Annotated in this window: 9 protein-coding genes and 1 tRNA gene; 3 read left to right on the forward strand and 7 right to left on the reverse strand. The window is 52.1% G+C overall.

What is annotated here, in order from left to right; all coding sequences use genetic code 11:
- The first annotated feature begins 39 nt into the window (after positions 1–39).
- Positions 40–1,965: a ShlB/FhaC/HecB family hemolysin secretion/activation protein gene (locus tag TERTU_RS07525; RefSeq protein WP_018016053.1), complete on the forward strand. Its 1,926-nt coding sequence runs from the start codon at positions 40–42 to the stop codon at positions 1,963–1,965.
- 115 nt (positions 1,966–2,080) lie between these two features.
- On the opposite strand, the gene TERTU_RS07530 is transcribed toward TERTU_RS07525, so the two are convergent.
- The 6 genes from TERTU_RS07530 to TERTU_RS07555 all read right to left on the reverse strand — a co-directional run bounded on the left by TERTU_RS07530 (position 2,081) and on the right by TERTU_RS07555 (position 9,896).
- On the reverse strand, positions 2,081–3,604 hold the full coding sequence (locus TERTU_RS07530; protein ID WP_015820697.1) for an FAD-dependent oxidoreductase: 1,524 nt from the start codon (positions 3,602–3,604) through the stop codon (positions 2,081–2,083).
- 215 nt (positions 3,605–3,819) lie between these two features.
- Positions 3,820–4,140 (reverse strand): hypothetical protein, encoded by a 321-nt coding sequence (locus TERTU_RS07535; protein WP_015820220.1) that lies wholly within the window; start codon positions 4,138–4,140, stop codon positions 3,820–3,822.
- A gap of 24 nt (positions 4,141–4,164) precedes the next feature.
- Positions 4,165–5,550 (reverse strand): SLC13 family permease, encoded by a 1,386-nt coding sequence (locus TERTU_RS07540; RefSeq protein WP_015818403.1) that lies wholly within the window; start codon positions 5,548–5,550, stop codon positions 4,165–4,167.
- An 840-nt stretch (positions 5,551–6,390) separates the two neighbouring features.
- Entirely contained in the window at positions 6,391–6,711 is a 321-nt protein-coding gene (locus tag TERTU_RS07545) for a DUF2288 domain-containing protein (protein WP_015819809.1), read from the reverse strand.
- A gap of 21 nt (positions 6,712–6,732) precedes the next feature.
- A complete protein-coding gene (locus TERTU_RS07550; RefSeq protein WP_015819350.1) occupies positions 6,733–9,216 on the reverse strand; it encodes an ABC transporter permease in 2,484 nt (827 codons plus the stop codon).
- Positions 9,213–9,896, reverse strand: a complete 684-nt coding sequence (locus TERTU_RS07555) for an ABC transporter ATP-binding protein (protein ID WP_015819182.1) — start codon at positions 9,894–9,896, stop codon at positions 9,213–9,215. The genes TERTU_RS07550 and TERTU_RS07555 overlap by 4 nt, the downstream gene beginning before the upstream one ends.
- Here TERTU_RS07555 and TERTU_RS07560 point away from each other — a divergent pair.
- The gene (locus TERTU_RS07560; protein ID WP_015820866.1) at positions 9,895–10,566 is read left to right on the forward strand and encodes an arylesterase; all 672 of its coding nucleotides are present in this window, start codon (positions 9,895–9,897) and stop codon (positions 10,564–10,566) included. The two genes, TERTU_RS07555 and TERTU_RS07560, sit on opposite strands and share 2 nt — an antisense overlap.
- 90 nt (positions 10,567–10,656) lie before the next feature.
- Positions 10,657–10,744, forward strand: a tRNA-Ser gene (locus TERTU_RS07565).
- A 375-nt stretch (positions 10,745–11,119) separates the two neighbouring features.
- Here TERTU_RS07565 and rne read toward each other — a convergent pair.
- On the reverse strand, positions 11,120–14,332 hold the full coding sequence (gene rne / locus TERTU_RS07570; RefSeq protein ID WP_015817505.1) for a ribonuclease E: 3,213 nt from the start codon (positions 14,330–14,332) through the stop codon (positions 11,120–11,122).
- Positions 14,333–14,762 lie beyond the last annotated feature (430 nt).

The following is a 14,762-nucleotide window of genomic DNA, read 5'->3' on the forward strand; positions in this document are numbered from 1 at the left end:
CGGAGCCGCGCGGGACTAAATGGAGTGAATAAGTAAAATATGGTTAAGGAATTAATGGTCGGCTTCGGTCGTTTTGGCTTGGTCGCTACGCTTTGTGTAACTACTTTCGCGAATGCAGGGTTTTTGGAACTACCGGATACGCAAGAGGTGCCGGAATACGAAGAAAAAACCATGCGTTTGGATCTCGACATCCCCAATGTGCGTGAACGCGATCCTGATCCAATGGGTGGCCCTCGCCTCAATGTCAAAGAATTTCGTGTGCAGGGTATCGTTGAATACCCAGAACTCGGTCTGACGCGAGAAGCGCTGATTAAACGGGTGGAACAAATTCGCTTTGACCTCATGCAAGAAGGAGAACTGCTGGAGTCCGGTTACACCGTGGACGAAGTCAGCGAAGTTTCTGACTTGCTGGCGGAAATCGAAGAGGATACCAAGGGCGAGCATGTTACTGCGGTAGAAGTTCAGCGGTTGGTGTTTTTGATTCGGGAACAGCGGCGTAATCGCGGTGTTACGCTGGGAATGATCGAGTCTGTTGCCGATGTGATTACCCGTTACTACCGGGAGGCGGGTTTTATTCTGGCCAAAGCCTATATTCCTGAGCAACATGTGCGCGATGGCGTTGTGACCTTAACGCTGTTACTCGGTGAGTTGGGCGAAGTATCCGTCAATGAAAACAAGCGTCACTCGGATTGGATTATCGGCCGGGTGTTCAAGAGTGCCTTGGGTAAGCCGGTTACCGCAAAAGGTATTGAAGAGCGACTATATCTTGTTAACGATTACCCGGGTATCAGCTCGAGGGGATATTTCGAGCCCGGTTCTCAGGTTGGCGATACCAAGCTCAATGTGAACGTCGTCAACGAGAAATGGTTCGACAGCAACGTGCGTTTGGACAATCACGGTGCGGAAGGTAGCGGTAAATACCGCCTCTATTCGGACTTTTTTCTACACAGCCCGTTCGGCCTGGCGGATCAATTACAACTGGGTTTGCTGGCATCTTTCGAGCCGGACAATTCCAATTTTGGCCAGATTCGTTATCAAACGAATATTTTGCACCCACGCATCAAACTCTATGCGGGCGCATCTACCAACGAATTTACCCTTGACCAAACCGTTAATACCGGCAATTCCAACCAGCAGTCACAAACAACCACGTCTTACGCGGGGGAGAGCCTGGTAACCGACTTTGGGATTACTTACAAAATAAAACGCAGCCGGGTTTCTAACCACGCCATTGATCTTAACGGGTCCCGGGTCAGTTCGCAGTACGGGCTTGCAGAACAGCAAAGTTATCTGGAAGACACGTTAAAAATAACAGCATTAACTTATTCATTCGACACTATTAATGAGCGTGCGCGTCGGCTGCATCAAGCGGCTTTTACACTTAAAGAAATGAAGGCGGTTGATGGCTCGTTCGCGCAACAAGAAGGTGGCGATGAAGCGGCTTATATCTTTGCCTATGACTATTCGTTACTCACCTTTTTGCCACTGCCATTTACCGAAAAAGAAAGTCGTATTCTGGTGCGCTCCTCGGGGCAATACTCCGAAAAATCTCTGGCTTCGTCGGTACAGTTCGGGATTGGTGGGCCAACAAAATCGCGGGCGTACGCAGTTAACCGTTTTTTCGGCGACTATGGCGTATATCTTGGTGCTGACTGGCAGTTCGATGGGTTTGGCGGCGACAAATTGAGTCTGTTCGGACGAAAGTTGAGTGACGTGCTCCAGCCTTACTTATTTACTGATATGGCCTACTCTTATAAATATCCCCTGCAAGCGGATTCTGACGAGGGTGTGCGCGGTAGTTATGCCGACGCGGGTTTTGGTTTAAAACTCAACATTCAAAAAATGCGCTTTAACATGAGTTTCGCGAAGGGGATTGTTGCGAAGTACGAGGCCTCTTTTGATGTGAACGAGGAAGATACAGAAAAAGGCTCGAAGTTTTATTTCGATATGCAGTACAGCTTTTAGCCATCGCTAAAAAACGCCGCCGGGAGCGTAAGCTATGTGTGAGGGTGCTGCCAACACTGGAGATTGAGTGGGTTGTGATTTTGACATCCGGCGTTACAGCTGCGGTTAAACCGATTTATTGTTCTGCGCTTTTAGTTGCTGAATCCTGTTTTTTATTCCTGCGCTCTGCAAACCACTCCGATAGCCGCAGCAGTATTTTTTTATCCGAACTCAAATAAATAAAGGTGCGTCGGGCGAGTATGTCTTCGGCGCAGCGTGCCCATTCATTTTCTACCAAATACTCCACCTCCCGCTCGTAGAGCATATTGCCGAAATGGATTCCCAGGTCCTGCTCGGAGGCTACGCCTTGCAGAATGCGCGTGGCGAGTTGCCCGTAGTTGCGCGCGAGACGGTGCACCAATTTTACGGGGAGTAGAGGGTGCGCAGTAGAAAGCTGTACCAAAAAGTCCGTCATGCTTGATGTTGGAATATCTCCACCTGGCAAGGCGCGTTTTCTGCGCTCGCTGTGGGCTTTTTTTCCGGTGAATACCTGGAGTGCATCCAATGCCTGACGTGCGGTTTTTTGGGCGAGAATGGGCTCGGCACCAAAAATATTCATCAATACAGCTTTACTGCCAGGGTTGTCGATATCCAGCAGTGGTACGGTGAGCGGCGTGTCGTCATTACCACAGGGGTCGTGAATAAGCGCAATATTGCCCCGGCGTTTGTAGAGGATATCTTCCCCCGTGAGCTTGCGTGCGTGCTGCTCTAACTCTGGGCTGTTATTCCAGGCTTCGAGAAATTCCTGTTGTATATCGATACACTCCGCGTAGCCCTCCTGGTCGCACTTCAGCGGGCCAAAAGCGAGAATGTCGTCAGTGGCGTGGTACACATGAAAATCAAGTCTATTGCCACGAATTTTAAAAATTTTTCGAGCAGCCGGGTCGTGTTTTAATGGGTTGCGGAAAAAGAATTGGGTGCGAAATTCGGCGGTTGCTTTTGCACGGGTTTGTACTTTTAGCACTTGTTCCAGCACATCGTTGGCCAGCCATCCACTGCAATTGACGATCCAACGGCTGTTTACATGATAAGTACGCGAGGCGCTTTGGCTGCTCTCTAATGTCAGCCCCCAATGTTTTTCATACCGTTCTGCGCTCTGAACACGATGGTAGGTGACGATGTTCGCTCCATGGTGTTGGGCTTCCAGCGCGAGGCTGATGACCATGCGTGCGGGTTTAATTCGAGCAACTATGTTATAGCCTGCACTGGACGAACTAGTGCTCGCAGATAAACTTCGATTGCGCAAGTGTTTGAAAATGCGTTGTACCAGCCGGGGACGCTCGTGGTTGGCCATTTCGCCATTGAGTTGCTGTACCGGCAACAAGTCAATCAGGTGAGGTGCAACCTGTTGGAGGTGTTTAATTTCGTCCAACTGGTTGGTGAGCTGAAACAGGTCGAGAGCAGAGAGTGCTTGTAGATTGTGGGCCGCTAGGCTGACGGGTGGAGCTGAGGCGCCAGAAGCCAGATCGCGACTATGCACCAACAGGGTGGAGAGCCCACGGCTGGCTGCCTCTGATGCCACAGCGACACCATTGATGCCACCACCGATAACGGTGAGGTCGTAAGCATTGGCGATGTTGCCGGAGAATTCTGAGATCATGGTCGGCCACTCTGCACGCAATATAGCGAGATATTAGCTTAGCAGGCGGTTGAAAGACAATCTGTGTTGAAACAGGATGCGGGGATTTGGCCGGGTAATTCCATTTTGCCGTTTGCCAAGCTGCCAAACGTACCGAAAAGGAGCGCGTCTTAACTATTAACCCGGCGGCAGTTTATGCCGGGTTAATAGTTAAGACGCGCCCGTTTTGCGACCAGTTATGGCAGAGTTTCACCAAATATTTCAGTGAGCTTTTTCGACAGCGCCGCAAATTCGTTGCTGACAGCTGAATCAGTCGCTTCGTATTTAGCATTCAGGTCGCGTGCACTTTCGAACTCTCCGTCCCGCTCTACTGAGCGAAGAAAACTTTCGAAGCCCTTGCCGACGTGAAAGTAGCCACCTTTAGATAATTCATAGCGCGCGACCAGGTTGCCGCAGTCACGACATTGGACGAATACTTTTTGCCCGTGATCGCGTACCAGGATATTACGCAGACTGCGAGAACTGCAGCTTTGACATTTTTGAACTTTGATTTCCATAGTGCCTCCGGTTTTTGCCTATTGTTATACACCCATGAATGAAAGTACAAATCGCCAGTACATGGGGCCAAGGAAGGCAATGCACAGATACCCTAGAACAGTTATTAAACCACCGGTGATCATCATATCGCGACTGGTAATCGCTCGCGAGCTGAAAGCGATAGCATTTGGTGGCGTGCTGACAGGCAGTGCCATGGCCATAGAGCACATGAGTGCGAGCGCAACTACCAACGATAATATGTAGTTATTCTCGAACGGCAAATTCATCACCAGTGGAATTACCAAGCCAGCAGTGGCGGTGTTGCTCATCACGGTGGACATTGCACCTGCAACCGCTGCGGTGATGACCAGCAGTACCCAGGGAGACCCTGAAATGGGTAGTGAGTTAATGAGTACCTCACCAAGACCGGTAACATTTAGCGCAACTCCCAAGGCGAGGCCACCGGCAACCATATAGAGTACATCCCAGGGTAGGTCGCGGAAGTCTTTAGTAGACAGCAAGCCAAACCAAAAGCATACAATCACTGGAAATAAACCGACGGTGCCGGTTGCAAGCCCGAGCTTACTCGCAAAAAACCATCCCATTGCTGTTACAACAAACACGCTTAAAGCGGCCCAGTGTTTGGGGCCGAAATCGGCTGTGTGTCGCTCCGGTACGTCCAACCGCAAGTTTCCGGCAGGGAACAGGCGCAGTAGCAACTGCCAAAGGAAAAGCAGGAAAATTATCAGGAATGGCAGGGTTAATATCATCCACTTGGCGAAACTGATCTCGAACCCGGCTTTGGTGAGATAGGTTAGAGCAATGGCGTTGGGCGGTGTTCCGATGGGGGTGCCAATACCACCTAGGTTGCACGCAAATGGTATGCATAGCACCAACGCTTTACGAAAGGGATTTTCGTCTGGGATTTTTTTGATGAGCGGGAAAACCATGGTCAGCATCATTGCCGTAGTCGCTGTGTTGCTGATCCACATGGAGAGGAATGAACACGCGAGAATGATACCGAGTAGAGTGAGAGACGGCATTCCTTTGGTGCGTTTCAGAATTGCCTGGGCAAAACGGATGTCCAGTTCATATTTTTGCATCAAACTGGACAGTACGAACCCACCAAGAAAAAGCAGAATAATATTGGAAAAGAACGGGCCGAAAAAGACGTTACTTTTTATGTCCACACCAACACTATTAAGTGCAGGCAAAAGCCAAACAATTTCTAATGCAAGAATCAAGAAGCTGACTACGAACAGAGAGACCCATTCGCTAACCCAGAGCACGGCAGCGACAACTAATATGGCGGCAGTTATTTGTTGCGGGTGCGTCAGGTCTGTGCCGGGAATGCCGAACATTTCTGTGAAAATGATAGCGGCAAACAAGAGTATTGTTGCTGCCAAACTGCGCAAATTGGCCTTTACCATATAGTCTCCTTACTTACTATTCTGCTGGAGGTGACCTGCCATCCACACGGGGCAGGGGAGCGAATAAGCATGGCAAAACGCTATTACATCATGTGCGTTTTTTACGGCGACCATAGCTGATGCCGTTAACTTGACAAGTGAGGTTGGTTCGGATGGTTTTTTACAGCCTGGAAAATGTGTGATACCTCGCTTCGGTATTCACCTTATCGTCTGTTACTACCGAGCCGGAGCTCACTTTTTACCTTCTATCAGGGGCGGCAATTTACAGCCAGCACTTTAGGTACTTCTAGCCTGAGAGGAAAAAATTATGCTTATTCGTTATTTCCGCGAACATTGTACCGTGCGCCAAATTCGCTTTGTTGTTATTTGTCGCGCTGATTGACCTAAGTCACGGGAAGCATCAACCCATCTGCAGGGGCAGGATGTCGATTGCGAATTGCCCTTACTTTTAGCGTGGCGATTAAATATACGATCCAATCTGCTTAATCGCACGTCCTTAGAATATTGGTAAAAACATCTAAATTTTCTTATATTTCAATAGATTGTATGGTGGTAGAGGTGCGACGATACACCTTTGCGTTGCCAAGTTAATACCTGTGTGCTTAAGCCGTTGTGGTAGGTGTTGAATCCAGCACCGGTAAAAGCGTTCACACCAGTAGTTAAACCGTCATCAACGGAAAGTCGTGTGTATCCCAAGCCGATGAGCGCTATTTTCAGGGCATATAAGATGTATGCACAGTACGATTTTCTTTTTTTAATGACGCAATAATGGCTGCTAGCGCTAGGGAACAAGTGGATTTGGCATGCGATCGCCCCGGCGGGGTGCCGGGAAACTGGAGCTCACGCAGGTGTTGCAGGCTGCACCAGCACCCAGGGGGCAAGTACCAGCGCCCATAGTTCCGCATCAGTTTCGGCAAACTCTTTGGCTTGATCGTCAGTTACCGCATTGACCTGCGATGTCTCCATCCAGGTGCGCAACTGCGCCGCGTTGTCTTCGTGCAGCACCGTGGCGACGGCAATCAAATCCAGCGACGGTGCAACAAATATCGCTTTGCCTGCAGCAAAAAACCGCTCGATTTCTCGCCAGTGTATGCGAGCGGTTTCCAGATTGAGTTTGTCCGTCAGAGACACGGTGTTTTCTTTGTCAGTGCGAATGGTCATAGTTTAGAGAATGGTCAAAGTTTAGAGATTGCGTAATATCGTTAAAGGCGGGTGTTGCGTAACACGGCGAGTGGATGCCCAGCCCGTAAAGCCGATCAGCAAGGCGCCAAGCAGCGGCCCGCAGAGGCTCAGGATAATACTGGGCTCGAAGCGTAAATCAAACACCTGAGTCTGCAGATAAAATAGCGCGGCTTGCGCACCGATCGCCGCGAGTAGACCCGCCATAAACCCAAGCCCGGCAAATTCGATCAGTAATATCCGGTTCACCAATTCCCGTGGTGCGCCCATAGTGCGCAAAATAGCGCTTTCCTGAAAGCGGATATCAAGGCTTGCCTGAATACTGGTTACCAGCACCACCAGGCCCGCGGCGAGTACGAGCACCAGAACAAACTCTACCGCAAGTGATACCTGGCCAATAATGTTCTGTATCTGGCCAATCATTTGGTCCAGTTCCACTACGGAAACCGTGGGAAATTGTCGGCCCAAGGTGTTGAGCCAGGTTTTTTGATTCTCTGCCAGATAAAAACTGGTCAGCCAGTTGGTTGCGGTGTTATCCAGCAGTGGCTGGCTGAAAATCATAAAAAAATTGGGGTTCATACTGTCCCATTGCACGTCGCGAATACTGGTAAGCTTCGCATCGACCTGCTGGCCCGCAATGCTGAACCTCAGGGTGTCTCCCAATTTTAAATGCAGGCCTTTGGCGTATTCTTCTTCCGCTGATACTTCAATTTGTGCAGGCTCGTCACTGGCGGCGCCGTGCCAGGTACCGGCGGTGACGGTGTTGTCTTCGCCGAGGGTCGTTGCCCAGGTCAGGTTCAGCTCGCGCTGGTAATCCATCGACGACTCGGCCGCCTCGACGCGTGGTTTTACCGATTCGCCGTTAACCTCGGTTAAGCGCCCTCTGAGCATAGGGTAGAACGGCCGATGAGGGATGTTTTGCGCGTCCATCAAGGCCTGTATTTGCGGTTTTTCGTCGTTGAACACATTAAATAAAAAATGATTGGGGGCATCGTCTGGCAGCTGTCGTTGCCATTGCTGAATAAGCTCGGTGCGCAGGGCAACCAATATCAACATCAACATGATTAGCGCGGCAAAAATGGTGATTTGAATGGCGTTCAACCCTTGGTGGCGTTGCAGATTCGCGAACCCTATTCGCCAGGCAGAACCTAAACCTGAAACGCTAGACTTGCCTGCGCGCATTAATGCCCACGCAAGCAGACTGCCGCCGCCAATAATCACAATGCATCCCAGGGCCAATATCAGGGTCATTGCGAGATCCCGGCTATAAAAATAGATCAGCGCAACTATTGCCAGCAGGCCGATACCGGCGGCTATTTTGGGGTTTAAAAAGCCATCGGTGCCAGCCTCTCTAAGCACTCGCGCCGGTGGTACTTGCCTGAGGGCGAGCAGCGGAGGCGCGGCGAAGGCAAGCAGCGCAATCAAGCCCGCAAGTGAGCCACTGAGATAAGCGCCAGGGTTAGCAGCGGACAAGCCTTCCGGCAGCAGGTTGGCCAAGGCCGCAAGAATCACCAGGTGTAACCCCCAGCCGGAAATTGCGCCGAGCGCCGTGCTTGCCACACCCAGGCACAGCAAAACAATGGCGTAGCGCAGGAGTATGCGGTCCGGGGTTTGGCCGAATGTTTTCAGCAGGGCAACGGTTCCCGCTTGTCGGCCTGCATAGCGTCGTGCGGCCATTGCAATGGCAACGCCACACAGAAGCACGCTGAGGCTACCCGCGAGCAGTAAAAACTGTTGTGCTCTGGCCAGTGCATCGCCGATATTCCGGTTGCTTTGCTCGACACCGACCCAGCGGGTGTGGGGCGAGTCCTCTGCCAGCACGGCCTGATGAAAGCTAGTCAGCGACGCTGCGTCTCCCATCAACAGCACACTGAAATTCACCCGGCTGCCTGGCTGAATGGCGCCGGTGCGGGGTATATCCGCAAGATTCATCATGGCGCGTGGCGCAACACCAAAAAAACTTTCGGGTGCATCTGGTTCTTTTATAAGGGCTTTAGTGACTGTGAACTGCGCGTCGCCTACCGAAACGGTATCGCCGATGGCAATATCCAATGCGCCGAACAAGCGCGACGCCAACCATACATTGCCCGGTTCCGGCCCGTGCGAAACGTTGCTGCCAATACCGAATGGTGAGTCGGCAACCGTAACCGCGCCTTTGAGCGGGTAGCCCTCGGAGACCCCCTTGGCTGCCACCAGCTGCATGCCGTTGTCAGAAAATGCCATAGCGCGAAACGACTGTATTTGTGCGGTTTGCAAATTATGGTTGGCTGCCGCGTCCAGTGTACTTTGCGCTATGGGCATGCTGCTGCGTATTTGCGCATCAGCGGCGAGAAACTCGGTGGCTTCGTCGAGGATGGAATTTTGAATTCGGTCTGTAAACAGCGTGATGCTGGTGACTGTGGCTGTGGCCAGCATTAACGACAGGATCAGTATAGTGAGTTCGCCACCGCGGAAATCCCGCCATAATAGAGTAAAGATCGATTTCACTGCGGGCCACCATTCAGCCGTATTTCCTCCAGCTGACCCGCTCTCATTTTGAGCTGGCGTTGACAGCGTCGAGCGAGCCCGGTGTCGTGGGTGACCAGTACCAGCGTGGTCTGTGATTGCTCGTTTAGGGAGAACAGCAAGTCGGCGATAGCATGGCCGGTTTCTGCGTCCAGATTGCCGGTGGGTTCATCGGCGAAGAGAATCGGGGCTTCGGAGGAAAATGCTCGTGCCAGAGCAACCCGCTGTTGTTCGCCACCAGAGAGTTGGCGGGGGTAGTGATGTTCACGCGCCGAGAGGCCAACCTTATGCAAATAATTGCGCGCTCTTTCCGCCGCATCGGCAAAGCCGTTAACTTCGAGCGGCAGCATCACGTTTTCCAAGGCAGTGAGGCTGCCAAGCAACTGAAAGTTTTGAAATACAAACGATACCAAACGCGCGCGAACTTTTGCCCTGGCTTCCTCGTCTAATCGCGTAATATCCTCGCCATCCAGTAAAACTGTGCCGCTGGAGGGCACGTCCAGGCCAGCCAGCATGCCCAATAGGGTGGACTTGCCGGACCCGGATGAGCCGACAATGGCGACGCTTTCGCCATGCTGAATATGCAGGTTGATGCCTTTAAGAATATCCAGCACCCCATCAAAAACCGGTACCTGTTGACGGAGGTCTTCTGTTTTTATCATGCGTTACAACCTTAAAAAAGTATCTCGATTTTGTAGTCCAAAGCCACTTCAGTTTGCAATCTGTTGCGTGTTGGCCTGGTGTGTCAGCACGGGAGCGGTTGCGAAGCCGCAAGCGCCCGTCATTCTCGTGGTGGGCGACAGTTTAAGTGCGGCCCACAATTTGGCTGCGGAGCAAGGCTGGGTTGCGCTCTTGCAGGAGCGCCTGGCGTCGCCGCAACACAAAGGCCTCCAGCAATACCAAGTGGTCAACGCCTCGGTGGGTGGCGCCACAACCTCGGCGGCACTACAGCGCTTACCCTCACTCTTGGCGGAGTATTCGCCTGCCGTCGTTGTGTTGGAAATCGGCGGCAATGATGGCTTGCAAGGTAAACCTGTTCCTTATATCACGCGTAATCTTGAAACCCTGATCAAGCTGAGCAAGCAACACGCTGCCAAAGTTGTACTCACGGGGATTCGAATTCCCCCTAATCTTGGCCAGAGATATACCGAACCTTTCTTTAACCAGTACGCGGCCTTGGCAGAAAAGTATCAACTAGCGCTGGTGCCGTTCTTACTCGAAGGCGTAGCAACCAAGCCGGAGTTGATGCAAGCGGACAGAATTCATCCAACCGCTGAAGCACAACCTATAATCCTGGATAATCTGTGGCCGATTCTACAGCCGCTGCTGTGAACCTGGCGTGGAGACGTCGGATAAAAATCTTAAAAATCAGTAGATTGGGCTTGCGGCAGCAAGAATCCCATGTATAATTGCGACCCTTCCGGTGGGCTGGCTGAGTGGTCGAAAGCGGCGGTCTTGAAAACCGTTGAGTGTAACAGCTCCCGGGGTTCGAATCCCTGGCCCACCGCCACTTACAAAAAGGCTCACCCATCGGGTGGGCCTTTTTTGTAAGTGTTGGGTCCATGATTTGATGAGAACCCCCGTTCGACTAATTGGCGTTAGCCAATTTGGACGACCGCAGGTCGCCCCGCAGGGGTGAGGCGCAGCCGAGTCAATCCCTGTTTGGGCATGGGATAAACCAGATCGAAGGCAAGAATCCACGGAGGCTCACCCATCGGGTGGGCCTTTTTTGTACCCACCAATCAATCTGGCCCATTAAAGCTACAAGAGCTGCGCACGCTCTTTCCTCAACCAGCCAGATTTATCCGGAAATTCAAATTCAGAGTTCGTTTAATTCGGACATAAAAAAGCCCGCGTTAAGCGGGCTCACTGAAAGGTCCGAGTTTTAATTTTCCGCGGCAGATGGCTCTGTCGGAGCAGGTTTGCGAGTGCGTCGCGGGTCGTTGGGTGCACGCTGCAAATCGCGAGGATTGCGCACGATATTCGCTGGCTCAGAGGTGTCCAGCGGACGGCCCATGCGGATTTCGTGGTTGACGCTGATCACCTGGACGTTGACCACGGGTTTCGGCATGTAACGTGGATCGTTAGACGCGCGCTCATGTTTAGCAGGCTCTGATGGCTCATCACTCGCTATTGCCGTGTTCGTGGATGATGCGGGTGCCGCGGCCTCGTCTTGCGCTACAACAGGTGCGCTTTCTGCAGGTTCTACCGAATCTGCTTCCACCGTTTCTGCAATTTCGACAGCGTCCCCAGCAGCAGACTCGCTCGGGGCGTCAGCAACATTAGGCGTTGGAGCTGTGTCCGCAGGTTTGTCTTCTTCTGTCGCAGCTTCAACTTGCACTTCAGCGGACTCAACGATTTCGGTATCGCTATCGCTGCTGTCATTTGCAGTGTCCGGGCTAGCTCCTACACTCGTTTCCGAATCTGGCGCATTTTGAGATTGAGGCTGCTGCTTCGCGGTCGCTGTTTCTGGAGCCGTGTCGGCTTCCGGCGCTGGGTTTGTTTCCGGGCTGGTTTCTGCTTCAGCGACGATATTGTCTGCAGGCGCTGTAGACAGTAACGCTTTTGCTGCGGCTGCTTCTCGTACTGCGTTGGCTTCGTGCTCCTGCCTTGCTTCATGTAATGCACCTTCCAGCTCGCTCAGGGCATCGCTAAGTGCTGCATCTGCATTGTCCAGTTGGGTTTCGAGCTGGTTAATGGTGCTGGTAGCCTCAGGGACAGGTTTCTCGGCATTTTCCGGAGTAGCGTTTGCCTCGTCGGTCTGTGTTTCCTGCAATTCTGGAGAATTCTCTGAGGTGCTATCTGCGTTCCGCTCGCCTCGGCGACCACGGCTGCGTCGACGACGACGGCTGCTGCCACCTTCTTTTGCTGGGGTATTCTCCTGATCGGTATCGGCTGTTAGGTTCTCTACGCTATCGAGCAGTTCCTCGCTGGTATCCAGACCGTCATCTGCCTGCTGCAAGCCCGCTTCTACTTCAGGTAAAGGCCCGCGCTGACGCTCCTGTGGTCGCCCGCGACGATTTGCAGGGCGGCGAGCGGGTTTGTCTTCGCTGGCCGACGTGTTGTCAACAGATGCTTGTACTTGGGTATCAGACTCAGAGCTTCGCCCGCTCTCATCTTTGCGGCGCCGTGAGCGACGGCGGTCGTTGCGGTTGTTGTCGCGACCGTTATTATCGCGACTGTTGCTATCACGGTTATTGTTATCACGGTTATTGCTATCGCGTTTGCCGCTGTCACTGCGAGCGTCACGCTGTTGTTTACGGTTGTCGCTCGTTTCGTCGCCGTCTCTATCACGATCTCGCGGCTTGCGATTTCGGTTATTGCGATTGCCGGTGTTGGCGTTACGTTTTTTCTGGTGGCTGCGCTGGTTGCCTTTTGTCGCGGGTTTTGCTTCTTCTTCTGGCGCAAACAGCGATTTAAGAGCATCGATGATGCGTGCGATAAGACTTGGACCTTCCGCGGTTTTCGCTGGCGCCTGCTTGACGGGCTCCGGTGCAGGTTGTGATGGTGCCAACTGCTGTACAACAGGCTTCGGCATGGCCACTGGCGCAGTTGGTGCAGAACTGTCGTCTTGATCTTCCTGATGATTGAGTTCGATGGTATAGCTTATCTCAGACGTGTCGTCGTCATCGCGCAGACGTGTAACTTCATAGTGCGGCGTTACCATTTCGGTGTTCGGGAGCACTGTCACCCGTGTTTGGTGGCGGTTTTCGATATCCGAGATCGATTTGCGCTTTTCATTTAGCAGGTAGGTTGCAACCGGCACGGGAACCACCGCGCGGATTTCTGCGCTGCGCTCCTTCTGCGCTTCTTCTTCAACCAGACGTAGAATGGAGAGTGCGATGGACTTGGTGCCACGAATAGTGCCTTGGCCACTGCAGCGAGGGCAGACTTTGGAGGTGGTTTCTCCAAGTGACGGGCGCAGGCGCTGGCGTGACATTTCAAGTAAACCAAAGCGAGAGATACGGCCCACCTGGACACGAGCACGGTCCATTTTCAGTGCATCGCGCACACGGTTTTCAACGGCGCGCTGGTTGCGAACTGGCTGCATATCGATAAAGTCGATAACCACCAGGCCACCCATATCGCGCAAACGCAACTGGCGGGCGATCTCGTCGGCCGCTTCCAGGTTCGTTTGAAGTGCAGTTTCTTCAATGTCACCGCCTTTGGTTGCGCGCGATGAGTTGATGTCGATACTCACCAGCGCCTCGGTAACATCGATAACGATGGAGCCGCCAGAGGGCAGTTTTACTTCGCGTTCGAAGGCGGTTTCGATCTGACCTTCGATCTGATAGTGATTGAACAAAGGTACCGACTTTTCATACAGCTTTACTTTGCTGCGATAGTTTGGCATCACCATTTGGACGAAGTCCGCTGCCTGATTGTAAGCGGCGATGTCGTCTACAATGACTTCACCAATATCGGGGCGCAGATAATCGCGAATGGCACGAATAATTACATTACTTTCCTGGAACAGAAATGCAGGTGCCGTGCTCTGATTAGCCGCTTCCTGGATATTGTTCCAAAGGGTGGTGAGATAGTTCATATCCCACTGCAGTTCCTCTGCGGAGCGACCGACGCCAGCAGTGCGCACGATAATACCCATACCATTAGGTATTTCGATTTGGCTTAGCGCGTCTTTTAGTTCGGAGCGATCATCGCCATCGATGCGCCGTGAAATACCGCCAGCGCGGGGGTTGTTTGGCATAAGTACCAGGTAACGACCCGCGAGGCTGATAAATGTGGTGAGCGCGGCGCCTTTGTTGCCGCGTTCTTCTTTGTCCACTTGTACGATAACTTCCATGCCTTCTTTGACGACATCTTTGATGCGGATGCGGCCATCGATTTCATTGGGTTGCTTGAGGAAGTATTCGCGAGAAATTTCTTTGAGGGGGAGGAATCCGTTACGGCCCTTGTCGTATTCAACAAATGCCGCTTCTAGAGAAGGTTCGATACGGGTAATTTTACCCTTGTAAATGTTGGCCTTGCGTTGTTCTTTTAATCGGTTTTCAATGTCCAGGTCATAAAGCCACTGACCGTCGACAAGGGCTACGCGCAGCTCTTCAGGCTGGGTAGCGTTAATGAGCATTCTCTTCATTTATGATTCTCTGTGGTGTGCAAGCCACAGAGGACGCCAGCCCGGATACGAAGGTTGAGCGAGAAAACCAGATGAGTAACTATTGTGCGGGTAACAGTTGGCGAGATTTACTGTTCTAGCGGACGGACCGCTGACGTAAATCGTTGTCATCTATCCCAGAGCCCACGAGGGGCGCGGGCAATTACCTACTATGTCTACCAATAGTGACGACTGGAAAGACCTCAATCCTGTTTGGTTTTGTGTGGGTAGCATTAAAACCAGGAGTGAATTCCACTGTCGCCTTTGTCATCTATAGTCCGTAAATCTTCACGGACTATTCAATTGTCTGCTCTTGACAGCGGCTGTTTGAAAAGTAATCACCATAACCGTCGTGGGGTTGGAAATTCACCCGGCTGCTCACCAGGTATTCATCTGCGTACCTGGTGAGGTC

The sequence above is a fragment of the Teredinibacter turnerae T7901 genome (genome assembly GCF_000023025.1).
Lineage (GTDB): Bacteria > Pseudomonadota > Gammaproteobacteria > Pseudomonadales > Cellvibrionaceae > Teredinibacter > Teredinibacter turnerae_B.

Bases quoted from the DNA above. Each gene is read 5' to 3' on its own strand.
- TERTU_RS07525 (WP_018016053.1), top strand. From the start codon at position 40: ATGGTTAAGGAATTAATGGTCGGCTTCGGTCGTTTTGGCTTGGTCGCT.
- TERTU_RS07530 (WP_015820697.1), bottom strand. From the start codon at position 3,604: ATGATCTCAGAATTCTCCGGCAACATCGCCAATGCTTACGACCTCACC.
- TERTU_RS07535 (WP_015820220.1), bottom strand. From the start codon at position 4,140: ATGGAAATCAAAGTTCAAAAATGTCAAAGCTGCAGTTCTCGCAGTCTG.
- TERTU_RS07540 (WP_015818403.1), bottom strand. From the start codon at position 5,550: ATGGTAAAGGCCAATTTGCGCAGTTTGGCAGCAACAATACTCTTGTTT.
- TERTU_RS07545 (WP_015819809.1), bottom strand. From the start codon at position 6,711: ATGACCATTCGCACTGACAAAGAAAACACCGTGTCTCTGACGGACAAA.
- TERTU_RS07560 (WP_015820866.1), top strand. From the start codon at position 9,895: ATGCGTTACAACCTTAAAAAAGTATCTCGATTTTGTAGTCCAAAGCCA.
- TERTU_RS07555 (WP_015819182.1), bottom strand. From the start codon at position 9,896: ATGATAAAAACAGAAGACCTCCGTCAACAGGTACCGGTTTTTGATGGG.
- rne (WP_015817505.1), bottom strand. From the start codon at position 14,332: ATGAAGAGAATGCTCATTAACGCTACCCAGCCTGAAGAGCTGCGCGTA.